The organism is Pseudomonas sp. GL_139_B, from assembly GCF_057834475.1.
This window is the reverse complement of sequence record NZ_CM174403.1, coordinates 6205367-6225172: the sequence shown is the minus strand read 5'-3', so window position 1 is coordinate 6225172 and position 19806 is coordinate 6205367. Positions and strand designations below refer to the sequence as shown.

At 61.3% G+C, this 19806-nt stretch carries 16 protein-coding genes; 14 read left to right on the top strand and 2 right to left on the bottom strand.

Annotated elements, in window-relative coordinates; translation table 11 throughout:
• The first annotated feature begins 9 nt into the window (after nucleotides 1-9).
• The 13 genes from tssE to AC3ISI_RS28525 all read left to right on the top strand — a co-directional run bounded on the left by tssE (nucleotide 10) and on the right by AC3ISI_RS28525 (nucleotide 16838).
• Entirely contained in the window at nucleotides 10-423 is a 414-nt protein-coding gene (tssE, locus tag AC3ISI_RS28585; protein WP_489334800.1) for a type VI secretion system baseplate subunit TssE, read from the top strand.
• Nucleotides 424-436: 13 nt separating this feature from the next.
• Nucleotides 437-2224, top strand: a complete 1788-nt coding sequence (tssF, locus tag AC3ISI_RS28580) for a type VI secretion system baseplate subunit TssF (RefSeq protein ID WP_489334799.1) — start codon at nucleotides 437-439, stop codon at nucleotides 2222-2224.
• Nucleotides 2188-3195 (top strand): type VI secretion system baseplate subunit TssG, encoded by a 1008-nt coding sequence (gene tssG, locus AC3ISI_RS28575; RefSeq protein WP_489334798.1) that lies wholly within the window; start codon nucleotides 2188-2190, stop codon nucleotides 3193-3195. The genes tssF and tssG overlap by 37 nt, the downstream gene beginning before the upstream one ends.
• A gap of 13 nt (nucleotides 3196-3208) precedes the next feature.
• Nucleotides 3209-5857, top strand: coding sequence for a type VI secretion system ATPase TssH (tssH, locus tag AC3ISI_RS28570; protein WP_489334797.1), 2649 nt, complete (start codon nucleotides 3209-3211; stop codon nucleotides 5855-5857).
• A gap of 10 nt (nucleotides 5858-5867) precedes the next feature.
• Nucleotides 5868-7385, top strand: coding sequence for a sigma-54 interaction domain-containing protein (locus tag AC3ISI_RS28565; RefSeq protein ID WP_489334796.1), 1518 nt, complete (start codon nucleotides 5868-5870; stop codon nucleotides 7383-7385).
• Nucleotides 7386-7477: 92 nt separating this feature from the next.
• Nucleotides 7478-7618 carry a type VI secretion protein gene (locus AC3ISI_RS28560; protein WP_489334795.1) on the top strand — a complete coding sequence of 47 codons (141 nt, stop codon included), beginning with the start codon at nucleotides 7478-7480 and terminating at the stop codon, nucleotides 7616-7618.
• Nucleotides 7619-7635: 17 nt separating this feature from the next.
• Nucleotides 7636-8832, top strand: coding sequence for a type VI secretion system-associated FHA domain protein TagH (gene tagH, locus AC3ISI_RS28555; RefSeq protein ID WP_489334794.1), 1197 nt, complete (start codon nucleotides 7636-7638; stop codon nucleotides 8830-8832).
• A gap of 5 nt (nucleotides 8833-8837) precedes the next feature.
• Nucleotides 8838-9338: a type VI secretion system lipoprotein TssJ gene (gene tssJ / locus AC3ISI_RS28550; protein ID WP_489334793.1), complete on the top strand. Its 501-nt coding sequence runs from the start codon at nucleotides 8838-8840 to the stop codon at nucleotides 9336-9338.
• 2 nt (nucleotides 9339-9340) lie between these two features.
• Nucleotides 9341-10672: a type VI secretion system baseplate subunit TssK gene (gene tssK, locus AC3ISI_RS28545; RefSeq protein WP_489334792.1), complete on the top strand. Its 1332-nt coding sequence runs from the start codon at nucleotides 9341-9343 to the stop codon at nucleotides 10670-10672.
• A 5-nt stretch (nucleotides 10673-10677) separates the two neighbouring features.
• Nucleotides 10678-11553: a type IVB secretion system protein IcmH/DotU gene (gene icmH, locus AC3ISI_RS28540; protein WP_489334791.1), complete on the top strand. Its 876-nt coding sequence runs from the start codon at nucleotides 10678-10680 to the stop codon at nucleotides 11551-11553.
• A gap of 13 nt (nucleotides 11554-11566) precedes the next feature.
• Nucleotides 11567-15091 (top strand): type VI secretion system membrane subunit TssM, encoded by a 3525-nt coding sequence (tssM, locus tag AC3ISI_RS28535; protein WP_489334790.1) that lies wholly within the window; start codon nucleotides 11567-11569, stop codon nucleotides 15089-15091.
• A complete protein-coding gene (locus AC3ISI_RS28530) occupies nucleotides 15091-15819 on the top strand; it encodes a PP2C family protein-serine/threonine phosphatase (RefSeq protein ID WP_489334789.1) in 729 nt (242 codons plus the stop codon). Before tssM ends, AC3ISI_RS28530 begins: the two co-directional genes overlap by 1 nt.
• The gene (locus AC3ISI_RS28525) at nucleotides 15816-16838 is read left to right on the top strand and encodes a serine/threonine-protein kinase (RefSeq protein WP_489334788.1); all 1023 of its coding nucleotides are present in this window, start codon (nucleotides 15816-15818) and stop codon (nucleotides 16836-16838) included. The genes AC3ISI_RS28530 and AC3ISI_RS28525 overlap by 4 nt, the downstream gene beginning before the upstream one ends.
• 78 nt (nucleotides 16839-16916) lie before the next feature.
• Here AC3ISI_RS28525 and AC3ISI_RS28520 read toward each other — a convergent pair whose 3' ends face one another.
• The gene (locus AC3ISI_RS28520) at nucleotides 16917-17297 is read right to left on the bottom strand and encodes a DUF6124 family protein (RefSeq protein WP_489334787.1); all 381 of its coding nucleotides are present in this window, start codon (nucleotides 17295-17297) and stop codon (nucleotides 16917-16919) included.
• Nucleotides 17298-17779: 482 nt separating this feature from the next.
• Between AC3ISI_RS28520 and AC3ISI_RS28515 the strand changes: the two genes are divergently transcribed.
• Entirely contained in the window at nucleotides 17780-18163 is a 384-nt protein-coding gene (locus tag AC3ISI_RS28515; RefSeq protein WP_489334786.1) for a helicase, read from the top strand.
• Nucleotides 18164-18388: 225 nt separating this feature from the next.
• Here the strand turns inward: AC3ISI_RS28515 and AC3ISI_RS28510 are convergent, their stop codons facing one another.
• Nucleotides 18389-19789, bottom strand: coding sequence for an aminoacyl-tRNA deacylase and HDOD domain-containing protein (locus AC3ISI_RS28510; RefSeq protein WP_489334785.1), 1401 nt, complete (start codon nucleotides 19787-19789; stop codon nucleotides 18389-18391).
• Nucleotides 19790-19806 lie beyond the last annotated feature (17 nt).

Sequence of the window (19806 nt, the reverse complement as noted above, 5' to 3'; positions counted from 1 at the left end):
AGCTAAGTCATGACTGGATACGGCAGCCTTTTCGAACGCCTGGGTGGCGACGCGGACAAACGCGTCGGCTGGAGCCGCGAAGTTTGCGCCATTGCGTCCGTGGCTGCCCATCTGGCCAAGATGCTCAGCACACGTGCGGGCAGCGTGCAAACGCTGTCCGATTACGGGCTACCCGATCTCAATGACATGCGTCTGAGCCTGCACGACTCCCTGAGTCAGGCCCGTCTGGCCATCGAGAGTTTCATCGAAGCCTACGAGCCACGCCTGAGCAATGTGCGTGTCATCTCCCTGCCGCGTGATCACGATCAGCTTCGCCTGTCCTTCAGCATCGAAGGCCTGCTGGAAGTTGAGGGTTTCAAGCGTCAGGTCAGTTTCGCCGCGCGCCTGGATGGCAGTGGTCAAGTCAACGTCAGCCAACGATAAACAGGTATTGCGCGTGTCCTTTAACCACTACTACCAAAGTGAACTCACCGCACTTCGCCAGTTGGGCCGCCGTTTCGCCGAGCGTAGCCCGGCGTTGGCGCCTTTCCTCGGCCAGGCCGGGCGGGATCCGGACGTGGAGCGGTTGCTGGAAGGTTTTGCGTTTCTGACCGGTCGCCTGCGCCAGAAGCTCGATGACGAACTGCCGGAGCTCAGCCACTCGCTGATGCAACTGCTGTGGCCCAACTACATGCGGCCGCTGCCGGCGTTCAGCATTTTGCAGTTCGACCCGCTCAAGCGTTCCGGCCCGGCACTGAAGGTCGAGCGTGATACGCCGATTGAAAGCGTGCCGATTGAAGACGTGCGTTGCCGTTTCCGCACTTGCTACCCGACCGAAGTCCAGGCGCTGGATCTGGCCGCGCTGACGTATTCGGTGAAGGGCGAGGGTTCGCTGTTGAGCCTGCGTCTGGAAATGAGCGCCGACGGTCACGTCGGTGAACTGGAGTTGAGTCGCCTGCGTCTGCACTTCGCCGGTGAGCGTTACATCAGCCAGATGCTGTACCTCAGCCTGTTGCGCAATCTGGAAGGCATCGAGCTGATCCCGCTGGATAGCGCCGGTAAACCCATCAACGGTGTCAGTGGTGAACCGATGGCGTTCAAGCTGCCCGGCGACCGTGTGCAACCAGTGGGGTTTGCCGAAGAAGAAGCGTTGATCCCGTATCCGCTGAACACCTTCCGCGGCTATCGCTACCTGCAAGAGTATTTCGCCTTCCAGGACAAGTTCCTGTTTGTCGACGTCAACGGTCTGGACATTCTCAAGGCGCTGCCGGGAGACACGCTGAAGCAGATGCGCGGCCTGGAGTTGCGCTTCGATATTCGCAAGAGCGGCATCCTGCGCATGCGTCCGACGCTGGACAACGTGAAGTTGTATTGCACGCCGATCGTCAACCTGTTCAAGCACGATGCATTGCCGATTCGCCTCGACGGCAAGCAGGACGAATACCTGCTGTTGCCCGCCGAATACGACCTGGAAAACTGCGGCGTGTTTTCGGTGGAAAGCGTCACCGGCTGGAAGCCCGGCGGCCTCGGTTACCAGGAATACGTGCCGTTCGAATCCTTCGAGCACGACCCGAGTTTCGACGTGCCCAACAGCCGCCCGCATTACAGCATTCGCCAGCGCTCGTCGCTGTTGCACGACGGTCTCGACACTTATTTGAGCTTCGGCATCCGCCACACCGAAGCCCACGAAACCCTGTCGATCGAACTGACGTGCACCAACCAGAACCTGCCGCGCAAGCTCAAGCTCGGCGAGATCAGCCAGGCCAGCGAACAGACGCCGGAGTTTCTCAGTTTTCGCAACATCACCCCGGCCACCCCCAGCTATGCGCCACCGCTGAACAACGACTTCCTGTGGAAGCTGATCAGCAACATGTCGCTTAACTACCTGTCCCTGGCCGACGTCAATGCGTTGAAGGTGATTCTCGAAACCTACGACCTGCCGCGCTACTACGACCAGCAGGCGGCGAAGGTCAGCAAATGCCTGCTCGACGGGCTCAAGTCGATCAATCACCAACACGTCGACCGCTTGCATCGGGGCTTGCCGGTGCGCGGGTTGCGCACCGAGCTGACCATCGACCCGCAAGGCTATATCGGCGAAGGCGACCTGTTCGTGTTCGCTTCGGTTCTCAACGAGTTTTTCGCACTTTACGCCAGTCTCAATTCGTACCACGAGCTGCAGGTAAAAAGCACACAGGGAGAGGTGTACCAATGGACACCACGTATGGGCCTTCAGCCGCTGCTTTAAGCGGTCTGACCCGGGGAATACGCGAGTACTCGCTGTTTCAGGCCGTACTGCTGGTGGTTGACCGGCTGCGTGAGGCCCACCCGGATCTGAGTCAGGACGATCTGTACGACCAGCTGGAATTCCAGGCGAATCCGAGCCTGGGTTTTCCTGGCAGCGACGTTGATCGCGTGGAGTTTTTCCACGAGCACGGGCAGATGCGCGCGCGCCTGCGTTTCAACCTGATCGGTCTGGTGGGTTCCGGTTCTCCACTGCCAGCGTTCTACGGCGAACAGGCCCTGGGCGACAGCGAAGACGGCAACCCGACCCGCAACTTCCTCGACCTGTTTCACCATCGCCTGCAACGGCTGATGCTGCCGATCTGGCGCAAATACCGCTACCGCGCGAGCTTCGAGAGTGGCGCGCTCGACCCGTTCTCTTCGCAACTGTTTGCGTTGATTGGCCTGGGCGGCGAAGAGATCCGCAAGGCCGGGGAACTGAACTGGAAACGCCTGCTGCCGTACCTCGGCTTGCTCAGCTTGCGAGCGCACTCGGCGGCGTTGATCGAAGCGGTGCTGCGTTACTACTTCAAGCACGCCGAACTGAACATCGAGCAGTGCCTCGAGCGTCGCGTGGAAATTCTCGACGAGCAGCGTAATTGTTTGGGGCGCGCCAACAGCCTGCTCGGCGAAGACCTGGTGCTGGGCGAACACGTGCGCGACCGCAGCGGCAAATTTCGCATTCACATCCGCGAACTCGACTGGCAGCGATTCCATGAATTCCTGCCGATCGGTTTCGGCTACCAGCCGCTGTGCGCGCTGGTGCGCTTCACCCTGCGTGACCCGCTCGATTACGACATTCGCCTGGTGCTGCGTCAGGAAGAAATCCGCGAACTGCGCATCGGTGAGCAGAACGCCTGTCGCCTGGGATGGACCAGTTGGCTGGGCCGCGAAAAAGCGGACGGCGTTGTCACCCTGGGCAGCAAAATTCATTAAGGACTGATGACCAATGATCAACGTAGATCTGCAACAACTTATCCAGGCGCTGGACGCCGAAACCCGTCGTGATCTGGAAAGTTCTGCCGAGCGCTGCGTCGCCCGTGGCGGCAGCAAAATCCTCGTCGAAGACTTGCTGCTGGGCTTGCTGGAGCACCCGCAAGGCCTGCTCGCACGCGCGTTGCAAGATGCCGAGGTAGACGCCGGTGAACTGCGCGCCGCGTTGCAGTCGCGGGTCGAGCACAGCGCTTCGCGCAACCCGGTGTTTGCCCCGGAGCTGGTGCAATGGCTGCAGGATGCCTTGCTGGTGGCCAACCTCGAACTGGGCCAGACCCAGGTCGAACAGGCCGCGTTGATCCTGGCCTTGTTGCGCAACCCGATGCGTTACGCCGGCAGCCGGTACCAGGCGTTGTTGGCCAAGCTGAACATTGATCGGCTGAAAGAATTTGCCCTGTCGCAGAAAGAACAACCGGCCACCGGCAAATCCGCCGTGCCGGGCGAATCGCTGCTGCAGCGCTTCACCCACAACCTGACCCAGCAGGCCCGCGACGGCAAACTTGACCCGGTGCTGTGCCGCGATGGCGCGATCCGCCAGATGGTCGACATCCTCGCCCGTCGCCGCAAGAACAACCCGATTGTGGTCGGTGAAGCCGGCGTCGGTAAAACCGCGATCGTCGAAGGCCTGGCCTCGCGCATTGCTACCGGTGAAGTGCCGCAAGTGTTGAAAGGCGTCGAATTGTTGTCGCTGGACATGGGCCTGTTGCAAGCCGGTGCCAGCGTCAAAGGTGAATTCGAACGTCGCCTCAAAGGCGTGATCGACGAAGTCAAAGCCTCGCCGAAACCGATCATCCTGTTCATCGACGAAGCCCATACGCTGATTGGCGCGGGCGGCAATGCCGGCGGTTCTGATGCGGCCAACCTGCTGAAACCGGCGCTGGCCCGTGGTGAGTTACGCACCATCGCGGCGACCACGTGGGCGGAGTACAAAAAATACTTCGAGAAAGACCCGGCGCTGGCCCGTCGTTTCCAACCGGTGCAACTGCACGAACCGACTGTCAGCGAAGCGGTGACCATTCTCCGTGGCCTGGCTCAGGTCTACGAGAAGAGCCACGGCATCTACCTGCGCGACGACGCGGTGGTTGCGGCGGCCGAGTTGTCTGCTCGCTACTTGGCTGGCCGACAGCTGCCAGACAAAGCCGTTGACGTGCTCGATACCGCGTGCGCCCGCGTTCGCATCAGCCTCGCTGCCGCGCCGGAAAGCCTTGAACGTCTGCGTGGTGAACTGGCCGAAGGTGGCCGTCAGCGTCAGGCTCTGCGCCGTGATGCCGAAGCCGGTCTGCTGATCGATCACGAAGCGCTGGACGCGTTGGAAGCGCGTCTGGATGAAGCTGAAGACCAAAGGGCTGCGCTGGAAATCCTGTGGACCGAACAGAAGGAATTGGCCGAGCGCCTGCTGGACTTGCGCCGGAAGCTGGCCAAGGCGCGTGAAGCCGCTGCCGTCGAACCCACCGTCACGGTTAAAGAAGACGCCGAAGGCACCGTGATCGAAACCCTGCCGGTCGACGAAGCGCAAAGCGTCGCATCGCTGGAAGCCGCGCTGAACGATACTCACAAAGCCCTGAACGAGGCTCAGGTCAAAGAGCGTCTGGTGAGTTTCGAAGTCTGCCCGCGTCTGGTCGCTGAAGTGATCAGCGCCTGGACCGGCGTGCCCTTGGCGCAACTGGCCCGCGAGCACAACGCCAAGGTCGCGAGCTTCGCCACCGACCTGCGCACGCGCATCCGCGGTCAGGAGCAAGCCGTTCACGCCCTGGACCGCTCGATGCGTGCCACTGCTGTCGGTCTCAACAAACCGGATGCGCCAGTGGGCGTGTTCCTGCTGGTCGGCCCGAGCGGCGTCGGCAAAACCGAAACCGCGCTGGCCCTGGCTGATTTGCTCTACGGCGGTGATCGTTTTATTACCACCATCAACATGTCCGAGTTCCAGGAGAAACACACCGTCTCGCGCCTGATCGGTGCGCCACCGGGCTACGTCGGTTACGGCGAGGGCGGCATGCTCACCGAAGCGGTGCGGCAGAAACCGTACTCCGTCGTGCTGCTCGATGAAGTCGAGAAAGCCGATCCGGACGTGCTCAACCTGTTCTACCAAATCTTCGACAAAGGCGTGGCCAACGACGGCGAAGGTCGCGAGATCGACTTCCGCAATACGTTGATCCTGATGACTTCGAACCTGGGCAGTGACCGCATCAGCGAACTCTGCGAAAACGGCGCGCGGCCGACCGCCGAAGTGCTCGAAGAAACCATTCGCCCGGTGCTCAGCAAACACTTCAAACCAGCGCTGTTGGCACGGATGCGCGTGGTGCCTTATTACCCGGTCGGCGGCCCGGTGCTGCGCGAGCTGATTGAAATCAAACTCGGCCGTTTGGGCGAGCGCCTGAACCGTCGTCAGCTGGATTTCACTTACTGCCAGAACCTCGTCGATCACTTGGCCGAGCGCTGCACCCAAAGCGACAGTGGCGCGCGCCTGATCGACCACTTGCTCGACCTGCACGTGCTGCCACTGGTGGCCGACCGCTTGCTCGACGCGATGGCCACCGGTGAAAGCCTCAAGCGTGTGCATGCCACGCTTGACGGTGACGCCAGCGTGACCTGCGAGTTCGCCTGAGGTGGGTGTGATGTTCACTCAAGTGCCGCAACCGCTGGTCTATGCAGAAGCCTTGCTGGCGCAGTTCGCCAGCCTGTCGCGCGTGGCGGACGGTGCTGCACTGCTGGGTGACTTCGTGCGCGGTCTGGCCGAGCTCAGCGGTTGCGAACTGACGCAGCTGTACCTGCTGGACGCGACCCACACCAGCCTGGGGATGAACGCCGAGTGCCTGAACGGCATCCTGCAACCCCGGGAAGTGGCGAGCCTGCCGGCGGATTACAACGGTGAACAACTGCTGCAGTTCGCCCTGTGCCAGAACCGTGTGGTGAGCCTTGGCGAACTAAGCGGTAGCCTGCACGAAACCAGTTTCCTGCCGCCCCAGGCCACGCCCTGGCAGTCGCTGTTGTGCGTGCCATTGGTCAATCAGCAGCAGGCGGTTGAAGGCTTGCTACTGTGCGCCAGTCGCCGGCACATCGACCTGCAGGGGTTTGCCGATTCCCTCGGGCAACTGGGTTCGTTCGTGCTGGGCCAACTGCACCTGCTGCAACGTTTGCGTCAGCCGAGCGGTGTTACGCGGCCCGCGCCCGTCAGTGTGCCGAATGCCAGCGGCTACGGTTTGATCGGCAAGAGCTCGGCCATGCGCCAGACCTATTCGCTGATCAGCAAAGTCCTGCACAGCCCTTATACGGTGCTGTTGCGCGGGGAAACGGGCACTGGCAAGGAAGTGGTCGCTCGCGCCATTCACGACTGCGGCCCGCGCCGTTCCCAGGCCTTCATCGTGCAGAACTGCGCGGCGTTCCCCGAGAACCTTCTCGAAAGTGAACTGTTCGGCTACCGCAAAGGTGCTTTCACCGGCGCCGACCGCGACCGCGCCGGGCTGTTCGATGCGGCCAATGGCGGCACCTTGTTGCTCGATGAAGTCGGCGATATGCCGTTGTCGCTGCAAGCCAAGTTGCTGCGCGTGTTGCAGGAAGGCGAGATCCGCCCGCTGGGTTCCAACGACACGCACAAGATCGACGTGCGCATCATCGCCGCGACGCACCGTGATTTGTCGTTGCTGGTCAGCGAAGGCAAATTCCGCGAGGACTTGTACTACCGCCTAGCGCAATTCCCGATCGAGTTGCCGGCCCTTCGACAGCGCGAGGGCGACATCCTTGATCTGGCCCGGCATTTCGCCGACAAGGCCTGCTCTTTCTTGCAGCGCGATGCGGTGGGCTGGTCCGATGGGGCGCTGGATCACCTGTCCGGTTATGCGTTCCCTGGCAACGTGCGCGAACTCAAAGGCCTGGTCGAACGCGCGGTGCTGCTGTGCGAGGGCGTTGAGTTGCTGGCCGAGCATTTCTCCCTGCGAATGGACGCCATGCCGCAAGACAACAGCCTGAACCTGCGCGAACGCCTGGACCAGGTCGAACGCAGCATGCTGCTCGATTGCCTGCGCAAAAACGACGGCAACCAGACCCTCGCTGCACGCGAACTCGGGCTGCCACGGCGCACGCTGCTGTACCGCCTCGGGCGGCTGAATATCAACCTGGGTGATTTCGATGGTTGAGCGCACGCATTGCCAGCCCATCTCATCCGCTTTCGATAGTGCCGCCAAACAGGTCGGCGCTGTGTGCTTTGTCTACCCCTGGAGACCCTCTGATGCCTGTTCGTCACTGGCAAGCCGTCCTGTTGACCCTCGTCGTTCTATGCGGCTCCGGCGGCTGTAGCGGCAATTACAAATACAACGACAACACCTATCGCCCATTGGGTGATCCGCAGGCGGTCAATCGCGGCAAGTGACCGCAAGGAGTATCACCATGGAACTGGTTTTCGAAATGCTCAACACCAAGCAATTCGTACCCACGGATTTGCGCCAGAAGACCTTCAAACAGGCCGGTGGCGTGATTGGTCGGGGCGAGGACTGCGACTGGATCATTCCGGATCGCAAGCGGCATCTGTCCAACCACCACGCGTTGATCAGCTACCGCGAAGGCACGTTTTTCCTGACCGATACCAGCGGCAACGGTATCCAGAACAGCGAAAGCGGCGCGCGCCTGCGCAAGGGCGAAGCCATGCGCATCGAACACTGCAACGTCTACGTGCTGGGTGATTTCGAGATCCGCGCGCGGCTGGTGCGTGACCCGGCGACCTTCGACGACGAAGTCGGCCGTCCGCAAGCGGCAGGCAGCATCATTCCGGATGACGCCTTCCTCGGCCTCGACCCGCTCAATGCGCTGGATCAGCAAGAACGCGTGTATTCGGAAATCGAACAATTGATCTCCCCGAGCACCACGATCGAGGACACCCGACAGCGTGCCGACTACGCACGCATCGACATGGAACGCCTGATGGTTCCGGAGCTGATCAACGCCCCGGCAGAACCCGCACCGGCTCCGGCGCCAAAAGCGGTCGAGCGTCAGATCGAAGGCTTCTGGGAGCATTTTGGTGCCGCGCTGGGCGTGGACCTCAAAGGCCTCGACCACGATGCCCGCGAAGCCCTGGCGCTGAACACGGCGCGCTTGCTCAAGCAAAGCGTCGGCGGTTTGCAGCAGAGCCTGCGCACCCGCAGCGAACTGAAAAACGAACTGCGGTTAGCCCAGACCACCGTGCAAGGCTCTCAAAAGAACCCGCTGAAATTTGCCGTCGATGCAAGTGACGCACTGGGTATTTTGTTGCAGCCGGACAAGCCGGGCCAACTGCCGGCCGAGCAGGCTATCTCCCGTGCATTCCGCGATTTGCAGGCGCATCAGGTGGCGCTGTTGACCGCCAGCCGCGCCGCCGTTCGCGGCACGCTGGAGCACTTTTCGCCGCAGCAATTGACCCTGCGTTTCGAGCGCGACAACAAGCCGTTGCTCGCCACCTCCGGCAGTCGCTGGAGAGCCTACGGCCGTTATCACCAGGCCCTGCGTCAGGACGATGACTGGAGCGAGCGCTTGCTGGCCCGCGACTTCGCTCAGGCCTACGAAGAACAGATTCGCCTGATTTCCACCCTACACACCGACCACCAAGGATGATGCGCATGTCTCGCTGCTCGACCGCTATTTTCAAGACGTTGACGGTGCTCATGGCTCTGCTGCTGTTGGCCGGCTGCTCGTCGCTGTCGCCGTATTCGAAAGTGACCAAACTCAACCTCAAACTGTCCGCCAGCGATCAGCTGAACCCGGACCTCAACGGGCGTCCGTCGCCGATTGTCGTGCGTCTGTTCGAGCTCAAGCACCCGGTGACTTTTGAGAACGCCGACTTCTTCAGCCTTTATGAACGCGCCAAGGAATCCCTGGCCCCGGACCTGGTGGCCAGCGAAGAGCTCGAACTGCGTCCGGGCGAAACCATCGAACTGAAACTCAGCGTGGAAGGAGGCAGCCGCTACGTCGGCATCCTCGCCGCCTACCGCGACCTGCCGGAAACCAAATGGCGCTACACCGTGCAAATCACCCCGGTGGACGTCACCGACGCTGACCTGACGCTGGACTCGGCCGGTATCCGCAACAGCCACGAAGCGCTCGCCAAGGTAGATGACTGATCATGACCACCCATAAAGTCATTTGGCAGGAAGGCATGCTGCTGCGGCCGCAGCACTTCCAGCACAACGATCGTTACTACGATCACCAGATGAAGACCCGCACCCAGTTGCTGGGCAGTTACACCTGGGGGTTCCTCAACCTCGATATCGATTTGCAGTTCCTCAACATGGGCAAACTGGTGGTCAGCCAGGCCTCGGGGATTCTGCCGGATGGCAGCCTGTTCGAACTCGGCGGCAACACCGAACCGCTGGCGCTGGATGTGCCGCCGAACACCGGCAACACGCCGATCTACCTGGCGCTGCCACTGGTCACCGGTAACCACATCGAGGCGCGCCGTGCGGAGCAATCTGACGTGCTGGCGCGCTACACCGCATACGAAGCCGAAGTCGCCGACTCCAACGCCGGCGACGACTCCGCCAGCCAGGTGCGTTGCGGTCGCCCGGACTTCAAGCTATTGCTCGGCGAGCAGCTGAGCGATCAGGCCTACGTGAAACTGAAGATTTGCGACGTGCTCGACACCACGCCCGACGGCGTGATCAGCCTAGACCCGGATTTCGTGCCGACCTACATCCAGGCGCATTCCTCCAGTTACCTGCTGTCGTGCCTCAAAGAAGTGATCAGCATGCTCGGTCACCGGGGTGACACCATCGCTGACCGCATCCGTTCCAACGGCAAGGTCGGCGGTGCGGAAGTCGGCGACTTCATGATGCTGCAACTGATCAACCGCACCGAACTGCTGCTGCGTCACTACCTCGGTCTGGAACAAGTGCATCCGGAAGAGTTGTACCGCACGTTGCTGACCATGCTCGGTGATCTGGCGACCTTCTCCAGCGAGAGCAAACGCCCGCGCCTGGACAGTCGTTACCAGCACAGCGATCAGGGCGCGAGCTTTCGCAAGCTGATGGAAGCGATCCGTCAGGTGCTGTCGATGGTGCTGGAACAGCACGCCATCGAATTGATCCTGCAGGAGCGTCAGTACGGGATCATCGTCTCGCCGTTGCACGACCACAAACTGCTGGGCTCGGCGTCGTTCGTGCTGGCGGCCAGTGCCAACTGCGACTGCGAAGAACTGCGCCACCGCTTGCCGGCGCACCTCAAGGTCGGCCCGGTCGAGCGCATCCGCCACTTGGTCAATCTGCATCTGCCGGGTATCAAGGTCAAACCGTTGCCGGTGGCCCCACGGCAGATCGCGTTCCACGTCAACAAAACCTATTTCATCCTCGAACTCAGCTCCGCGGATCTGGCAGAACTGGAGTGCTCCGGCGGCTTCGCGTTCCATGTCTCCGGCGAATTTGCCGAGCTTGAACTGAAATTCTGGGCCATCAGGAACTGACAGAAATGACTAAGGACATGGAACACCATCAGGACGATAAAACCGTCTTGCTCGACCGCCAGGGCCACGGTCCGGCGCAAAGTCCGCTGACTGACTTCGCTGCGCCACCGCGCTTCGAACAGCTCGCAGAACGCATGGTCTACGCCGCGCGCTTGCGCCCGGCCGAAGCGTTCAACATCAGCCTTAATTCGCTGGTGGCCGCCGCGTCCGAGCTGTTGTCGGAAGTGGTGCGACTCAAGCACAGCGCCACCCGCGAAGACATCCACGCGCTCAACGAACGACTGATCGCCGGGCTCAAGCTGTTTGACGTGCGCGCACAGCACAACGGTGCCGAAAGCAGCCAGGTGATGGCCGCCCGTTACGTGCTCTGCACTGTGCTCGACGAAGCCGTCGTGACCACGCCGTGGGGCAATAAAAGCGAGTGGTCGCAGATGAGCCTGCTCAGCAGCATCCACAACGAAACCTTCGGCGGCGAGAAGTTCTTCCAGCTGCTGGATAGCCTGTCGAAAAACCCGGTCAAGCACCTGCCGATGCTGGAGTTGATGTACCTGTGCCTGTCCCTTGGTTTCGAAGGCAAATACCGCGTACAAGCACGCGGCATGCTTGAGCTCGAAGGCATCCGCGACGCCTTGTACCGGCAGATCCGTCAACTGCGTGGCGACGTGCCGCGTGAACTGTCGCCGCACTGGGAAGGCCTGAACGATCAGCGCCGCAGCCTGGTGCGCATCGTTCCGGCGTGGATGGTAGTGCTGTTCACCTTCGTCTGCCTGGTGGTGATGTATTCCGGTTTCGCCTGGGTATTGGGCGAGCAGCGCGACAGCGTTCTGCAACCTTTCCAGCCGCTAGATCCGGCCGCGGTCCAGCCGCAGTCGCAGCCGTAAACAGGGACGTGTCATGAAAAAGTTTTTCAAGAAAGTCGGCGCATTCTTGCGCAAGACCTGGGTCTGGACCTTGCTGGTGGCGCTGTTTGCCGCGCTGCTGGTGTGGTTCGTCGGGCCGCTGCTGGCGGTGGATGACTACAAGTTCTGGGAAAGTTCGACCTCGCGCCTGCTGACTATCAGCGTGCTGTTCCTGGTCTGGGGCTTGACCATGGTCTTCGTCAGCTGGCGCGCCGGTGTACGCAAGAAAGCCATCGAAGACACCGAAAACGGTCAGGATCGTATCCGCCGTGAAGAGCTGATCGACGAAGCAGAGAAAGAGTTGAAGGTGCGTTTCAAGGACGCCTTGAAAACCCTCAAGACCTCGAGTCTGTATCGTGGTCGCAGCGAGCGCTGGCGCAGTGATTTGCCGTGGTACTTGCTGATCGGCCCGCAAGGCAGCGGCAAGACCAGCCTGCTGGACTTTTCGGGCCTTGAGTTTCCGATCAACAAGATCGAGCGCAAACTGACCCGCGATACCCAAGGCACCCGTCATTGCGACTGGTACTTTGCCGACCACGGTGTGCTGATCGACACCGCCGGCCGCTACCTGACCCAGCCGGATGCCGCAGTCGATGGCAGCGCCTGGAGCACCTTGCTCGGCTTGCTGTGCAAGCGTCGCCGCAATCGTCCGTTGAACGGTGTGCTGGTGACCATCCCGGTTGAAACCCTGCTGTGCCCCGACGAGAAAGACCTCGAGCCCCTGGCCGACCAGGTCCGTGCGCGCTTGCAGGAAGTTCATTCAACACTCCACGTCGATGTGCCGATTTATCTGGTGCTGAGTAAGGCCGACAAGCTGCTCGGCTTCGACGAGTTCTTCGATCAACTGACCCGCGAAGAAAGCGATCAGGTGCTCGGCACCAGCTTCCGCAAAGAGCAGAGCGGCACCGACGTGGCCGTATTGCGCGCCGAGTTTGAAGAACTGCTGCGTCGCCTCAACAGCCAAGTGATCATGCGCATGCACCAGGAGCGCGACACCCAGCGCCGTGGCCGCATCCTCGACTTCCCGCATCAACTGGGGCAAATCGGCGAGCGCCTGTGCCTGTTCGTCGACATGGCGTTCACCGGCAACCGCTACCAGCGTGTCAGTCAGTTGCGTGGTTTTTACCTGATCAGCGCACCGCATTTGACCAAGGAAATGGACGCGACTGCGGCGGCTATTGGCGCCAACGTAGGCGTGAAGAGCGGCATGCTGCCGACCCTGCGCAGCGGCCGCTCGCGGTTCATCCACCACTTGCTTGGCCGGGTGATTTTCCCCGAGGCCGACCTGGCCGGTCTGGACAAGCGCGAACGCAGCCGCATCCATTGGGGCCAACGTGCGCTGTACGTGGGCGCGCTGGCGGCATTGGCACTGTTCGGCATGCTGTGGGCGGGTGGATTCTCGGCCAACTACGAGCGTCTGGAAAACCTGCGTAACCTCGCCACCCACTGGGCACAACAGCGCTCGGCCCTGACCGTGCGCGATGATTCCATGGCGGTGCTCAAGCCGCTCGACACCGCCTACGCAGCGACTCAGGTTTTCCCGAAAAAAGGCGACGTGGGTTACCACGAGCGGGGTGGTTTGTATCAGGGCGAAGACGTCAATCCAGTGGTCAAGAACGCCTACGAGCGCGAGCTCGAAGCGCAACTGCTGCCGAAGGTCGCGACGCTGCTGGAAGGACAAATCCGCGCCAACATGCACGACCGCGAACGCCTGCTCAACAGCCTGCGCGCGTACCTGATGCTGAACATGAAAGACCGTCGCGACGGCCCGTGGTTCAAGGATTGGGTCGCCACCGAATGGTCCCAGCGTTATGCCGGCAACACCGCCGTGCAGAACGGTTTGAACACGCACTTCGAACGTTTGCTCCAGCAGCCGTTTATCTTCCCGCTCAACGATCAACTGGTGGCACAGGCGCGTCAGGTCCTGCGCAGCGAATCGCTGGCCAACGTGGTTTACCGAATGCTGCGCGAGCAGGCCCGCAACCTGCCGGAGTACCGTCTCAGCCAACATTTGGGTCCACAAGGTTCGCTGTTTGTCGGCACCGATTATGTGATTCCGGGCTTCTATACCCAGCAGGGTTATCAGCAGTATTTCTCGGTCCAGGGCAGTGCACTGGTCACCGATATCCTGCGTGACAACTGGGTACTGGGCGAAGGCTCGGGCATCAGCGGCATGGACTTGCGTCGCCTGATGGTCGAGCTGGAGCAACTGTACTTCCGCGACTACGCCAACTTCTGGAGTGAAGCGGTCGGCCAGGTCGCCTTGCCACCTATCAACGATGCGGGCGAGGGCGCCGAGCAAATGGCGGGCCTGACTTCGGCCAACTCGCCAGTGCTGCAATTGCTGGTGGAAGTGCGCGAGAACACTCGTTTCCCGGTGATGGCCGACAGTGCTGACGCGGCTGCCGATGCGGCCGGGAAGCTGGCAGAGAAGGACGGAAAACTTGGCAAACTGGCTGCGGCGGCTGCCGACAAAGCCGTCGACATGACCAAGAACTTGCCCGACACCGCGAAGAAATCCCTGCAACGTCGCTTCGAACCGCTGCATCGCCTGCTGGACGACAACAATGGTCCGGCGGCTGATTTGACCCCAGCCCTGACGGCGCTCAACGACCTGCAAATGCAGCTGGCGAGCCTGGCCCGTGCCAGTTCCCCAGAGCAAGCCGCGTTCGAAATGGCCAAGACCCGCATGAGCGGGCAGCGTGATGCGCTGAGTAACTTGCGCAATGCCTCCAACCGTCTGCCGCGTCCGGTCAGCGTGTGGTTCAACGTGCTGGCCGAAGACAGCTGGCGCCTGGTGCTCAACGATTCCTACCAGTACCTGAACCAGCGTTATCAGAGCGAGCTGTACAGCTTCTATGGCAAGGCGATCAACAAGCGTTATCCGTTCAGCGCCCACAGCACCAGCGACGTGGCGATCAGTGATTTCCGCGAGTTCTTCAAGGCCCAGGGTATCAACGATCGCTTCTTCGACACCTACATGCGTCCGTTCGTGAGTGGCGATCCGGGCAACTACCGCCTGCGCAGCATCGACGGTCACAGCCTGCCGATTTCCAGGGTCTACCTCGACCAGATGGCGGCGGCACAAGTGATTCGCCAGAGCTTCTTCTCGATCAACCCGGCCGAGCCGCAAGTGCAGTTCAAACTGGAGCCGTACACCCTCGACCCGGCCGTCAGCCGTTCCGAGTTCAAGTTTGGTGACAAGACCATCGAATACCGTCACGGCCCCATCGTGCCGGTGTCGTTCAAATGGCCGACCGACGCTGAAGATGGCCGCACCAGCCTGGTCCTCGACAGAATGGCCGGGCGCCCGATCGGTATCGAGAAAAACATCGGCCCATGGTCGTTGTTCCGACTGTTCGACCTGATGCAGACCGAGTACCTGAGCGGTCGCGACGTGCTGGTGCTCAAGGCTGACGTAGGCGGCCTGCGCGCCAATTACCTGCTCAGCAGCCAGCGCACGCCGAATCCGTTCGACATGGGCGTGCTTCGTACCTTCCGTATGCCGGTGCAGCTCTGATGCTGGTTGCCAGTCCCTGGCGCAGCGCTGCGCGGACCGACGCCGGCAAGGTTCGGGCGCGCAACGAAGATGCTTTCCTGGACTGTCCACAGCAGGGGCTGTGGGTGGTCGCGGACGGCATGGGCGGTCATCAGGGCGGCGATGTCGCCAGCCAGTTGATCGTCGCCAGCCTGGCGGAATTGCCGGTGCAGGATGATTTCGACGAACGCCTCAAAGGTATTCGCCAGTGCCTGCACTGGTTGAACCGTCGCTTGGGGCAGGAGTTGACGGTCACCGCCGGGCGCCACGACAGCATCATGGGCAGCACCGTGGTGGCGCTGCTGGTGGACCGCAATCGCGCAGCCTGCCTCTGGGCCGGCGACAGCCGTTGCTACCTGTGGCGCGGCCAGCGTTTGTATCAACTGTCCAAGGACCATTCGCTGCAACAGCAACTCATCGACGAGCAAAACATGAGCGTCGAAGACGCCAAGGCTCATCCTGCCGCCCATGCCCTGACCCGAGCGGTCGGGGCGGCCGAACAGTTGACCCTCGATGTGCTTGAACTCGAGGTTTATCCCGGCGATGCGTTTCTGTTGTGCAGCGATGGTTTGTACAACGGGCTGAGCAGCGATGCCTTGGGCAACGCCCTGAGCCTGACCGCGCCGCACGTTGCGCTGGAGCGTCTGTTCGACGGCGCTCTGCGTGGCTCGGCGCGGGACAACCTGACTGCCGTGGTGATCCGCCAGTGACCCAACTCATGCAGCCGCTCGACGATCTGCTGGTGAGCGAAGAGCAGGCCAGTAACCTGACTTACTTTGCGTTCGCCACGCCTCTGAACGCAAAGCCGCACAAGGCCGAACCGGCAACGGCGCCGACCAAGGCCAGCCTCGGCGAAATGCCCGACGTGCTAGCAGGCCGTTACCGCATCGAGCGCCTGCTCGGTGCCGGCGGCATGGGCGCGGTCTACCGCGCACGGGACTTGCTGAGCGAACAGTTCGGCGATCCCGACCCTTACATCGCGCTGAAAATCCTCAGCGAAGAATTTGCCGAATCGCCGGACGCCAGTGCCTTGCTTTATAGCGAGTTCGCCCTGACCCGACGCCTGCGCCACGACAACGTGCTGCGTTTACACAGCTTTGAAGTGGACACGGACTGCCAGCGCGCCTTCATCACCATGGAACTCATGCGTGGGCTGACCCTGGACAAATTACTCTGCGAGCGACCCCTGGGCCTGCCGTGGAAAGAACTGCGCGACATCGCGCTGCCGCTGCTCGACGCGCTGGCCTACGCCCACGCGCGCGGCGTGCTGCACGGTGACATGAAACCGAGCAACGTGATGCTCAGCGAAGAAGGCGTGCGCCTGTTCGACTTCGGCCTAGGCCAGGCCGTCGAAGGCATCCTCCCTGGCCTGCCGCACCTGAGCCGCGACCGCTTCAACGCCTGGACCCCCGGCTACGCCACCCCGGAACTGCTCGAAGGCCAACCGCTGACCGCCAGTGCCGACGTCTACGGCGTGGCCTGCGTGCTCTACGAACTGGCGGGCGGCAAACACCCGTTCCGCCGCTTGCCCTCGACCGAGGCCCGCGACGGCCAGCTCGAACGCGAGCTGCACCCACCGCGAAACCTGCCCAAACACTGCTGGCCAGCCCTGCGAACGGCGCTGGCTTTCGATGCGGCGGATCGAACGATCACCGCTGCACAACTGCGTGACGTCATAGGCACCACGTCGTCTTTGCTGCAACGCCTGCGACGTCGGGCGTTGGGGTGAAACAGGTGTAAACCAATTTCAGGATTAGACAATGCAAGAAAGGGGACACCAAGTCCCCTTTTTCTATTCGCGGTTTCGCTACACCTTCGCCCGATGTACCGTCGGATTCGGCGAATCAATATGATCCAGCGCTCGCTCCACCAACAACCGAACCCCATCCGACATTCTGCTGATCGCCAGTGCTACGGAGCGCAGCGTACCTTCCACATCGTCGGCCAGGTTGGCGGAGATGGCGCTGATGGACAGCAGGTCTTCTGAGGCGTTGGCCAGGAGGGCTTCGGTGTCGATGTCGGGGGAGACAGTGAAGAGATTGCCTTTGCGAGGCTTGGGCTTCTCGGGCGGTGGGGCGAAATGGTGATTGAGGGCGCGTTCGGCGGCTTCGTGGAGTTTCTTCGAATCGAGGGATTCGTAGGGGGATGTGTCTTCGTGTTCTGGTGGATTCGGTGTTGGCTTGATCATAGGTTAAATCCCGTAATTAAGAGCCGACACCGTTTCGCTTGCACTTCGAAAGAGGTGGCAGCTGTGCATAGGTGTGCAAGACCGGCGGGATCATCCGGCAGACCCGAAGGTCTCCCATACACAACTGCCATAACGGTTCGCGAGCATAGGAAAATGCTCGATGAATTGCCATAACCATTGTGTATCCCGCCGGACTTGCACGTCCGTGTCACCGATTTTGCGGCGACCAACAGAGACTATCGGCCAAGCGCAAAGCTGCCTAGTTCACGAACAACCCCACGTGTTGAAGGAAACTTCCGATAGCGTCGAGTGTAGAAAGAACAAATATTCCACGCTTTTAAACACCGGCGTTTCGTGAATGACTTGGTAGTCATCAGCGTCAAAAAACGCCTCATCTTCTTCTAACGTAACAGGATGCTGTCGTTATCGTCCGAAGTCGCTACACTGCGACGGCCGTTCATTTTTCTCTTGAGGCTGTGCGCATGAAATTTCGTTTTCTTCTGTGGATGCTGGGTTTGTTGATGGGTAAGGCCAGCCGGACTAATCCTGCGTTTCAGCAGCAATTGGGTGACAAGGAGCTTGTATTCCAATTACAGACCCAGGACGGGAAGGTGGCGCGGCATTTCTTTGTGAAGGGCCAACGGATTACCAGCAAATCGGGCGTGTATGCCGAGCCGGCGTTTGCGATTGCGTTTAAAGATGCGGCGTATGGCTTTGCCACGATGCAGGCGAAGAACAAGCAGTTGGCGTTTATGACGGGGATTCAGGACAAGTCGATTCAGATCAAAGGGAATCCGGCGTTGGTGATCTGGTTTCAGGGGTTGACCAAGTATTTGAAGCCGCGGAAGGCGAAGGCTAAGGCCTGAGTTTTGCGGGGATGCGGTGACGCGGAGCGTCACGGGATGCATTCCCACGCAGAGCGTGGGAACGATCTAAGGCGGAAAGACCGAGTTGGATTCATCGCGAGCAGGCTCGCTCCCACAGGGGCTTGTGGTGATTCAGGTGGGTCGGCGGGGGATTCATCGCGGGCAAGCCTCACTCCTACAGGGATTTAGGTGATCCTTGTGGGAGTGAGCCTGCTCGCGATGCTTTTAAGGCTGGGTGAACTGCGAAGCCAATTCGCGCAGCAGCACTTCAGCCTCAAGCACTTTTGTGACCACGTCGTTAGCTTTTTCACGGCTCAGGCCGACGCGTTCCAGCAATGCATCCGGGATGTCTTCATCCGGGCCGGAGCCGATGCCGCGAGCGCGTAGCAAGCGCACGGTCAGGCATACCAGGTTCGGGTATTCGGCGTATTCGCCGTCGTAATGCGGATCGTGCTGGAAGCGCAGGGCGGCGGCGAGTTCTTCTGGCATGTCCCAGTGGCGCATCAGCCAGGCGCCGATCTGTTCGCGGCTGATGCCCAGCAGGTGTTGCTCCACAAAGCTGTGGCACAGGTGCTGGTTGACTTCCAGGTGGCGGCAGATCAGTGAGAAGTGCGGCGGGAATACGTGCGCCAGCAGCAGGTAGCCGAAGTTGTGCAGCAGGCCGGCGAGGTAGGTCAGGCCGGCTTCCGGGCGCTGTGCGCGTGGCATGGCGCGGGTCAGGCCTTCGATGACGGCGGCGGTGTAAATCGACTGCTGCCAGTACGGCGTGGCGTGTTGCGGGTGGTCTTTGGGCAGGCTCAGGGTTTTGCCCAGGGCCAGGCCCAGCGCCAGGTTGATCACCAGGTCGAAACCCAGCACCCGCACGATCGCATCTTCTACCGAACGAATCTTGCCCGGCGAGGCGTAGTACGGCGACGCGGCCCAGCTCACGACTTGCGCGGCCAGCGCCGGGTCGGTTTCCACGACGCCGGTGATGTCGTCGATGGTGGCGTTGGGGTCTACGCGCAGTTTGATGATTTTCTGCGCGGTCTCGGCCAGCGGCGGAATTTCGATGGTCTCTTCCAGACGTTGCTGGATGCGCCGCGCGGTGAAAGCCTGGACGGCCTGGGTGATTTCCTTGCGGTCATCGTCGGGGCGGTCGAGGTTCGGGCGGATGCTGGTCAGGGCTTCGCCGAAGTTGGCGGCGCTGGCCTTGGTCAGCATGGTTTTGAAGTCTTCGCGGGTGATTTCCAGTAGCAGGCCCGGCTCGCCCGAGTTGATCAGCAACTTCGGTTCGCGCAGCAGGCTTTCTTCGTAGAGGCATGGCGAAGTGGTCAGTGCCGGCAGGCCGGGCAGCAGGCTCAGGTTGTGCTTACCGAGCATTTTGACCTGGCGTTCGGCGGGCACGGCGGTGAGGCGGCGGCCGGTCAGTTCGGCGAGGCGATTGAGGTCCAGCAATTGGCTTTGCGGGAACAGCACCATCAAGGCGCCGACCGCGTCTTCCACCAGAACGGCCTGCACTTTGCGCGAGGCGTTCAGGCCGTGGTGATCGAGCACTTCTTCGTAGGCAATGCCCAGTTTGCCCAGCAGCAACCGAATAACAGACGGAGCGTGCAGGGTTTCCGGGGCGAGGGCAGCTTCAGTCATCGTCTGTATCCGTATTC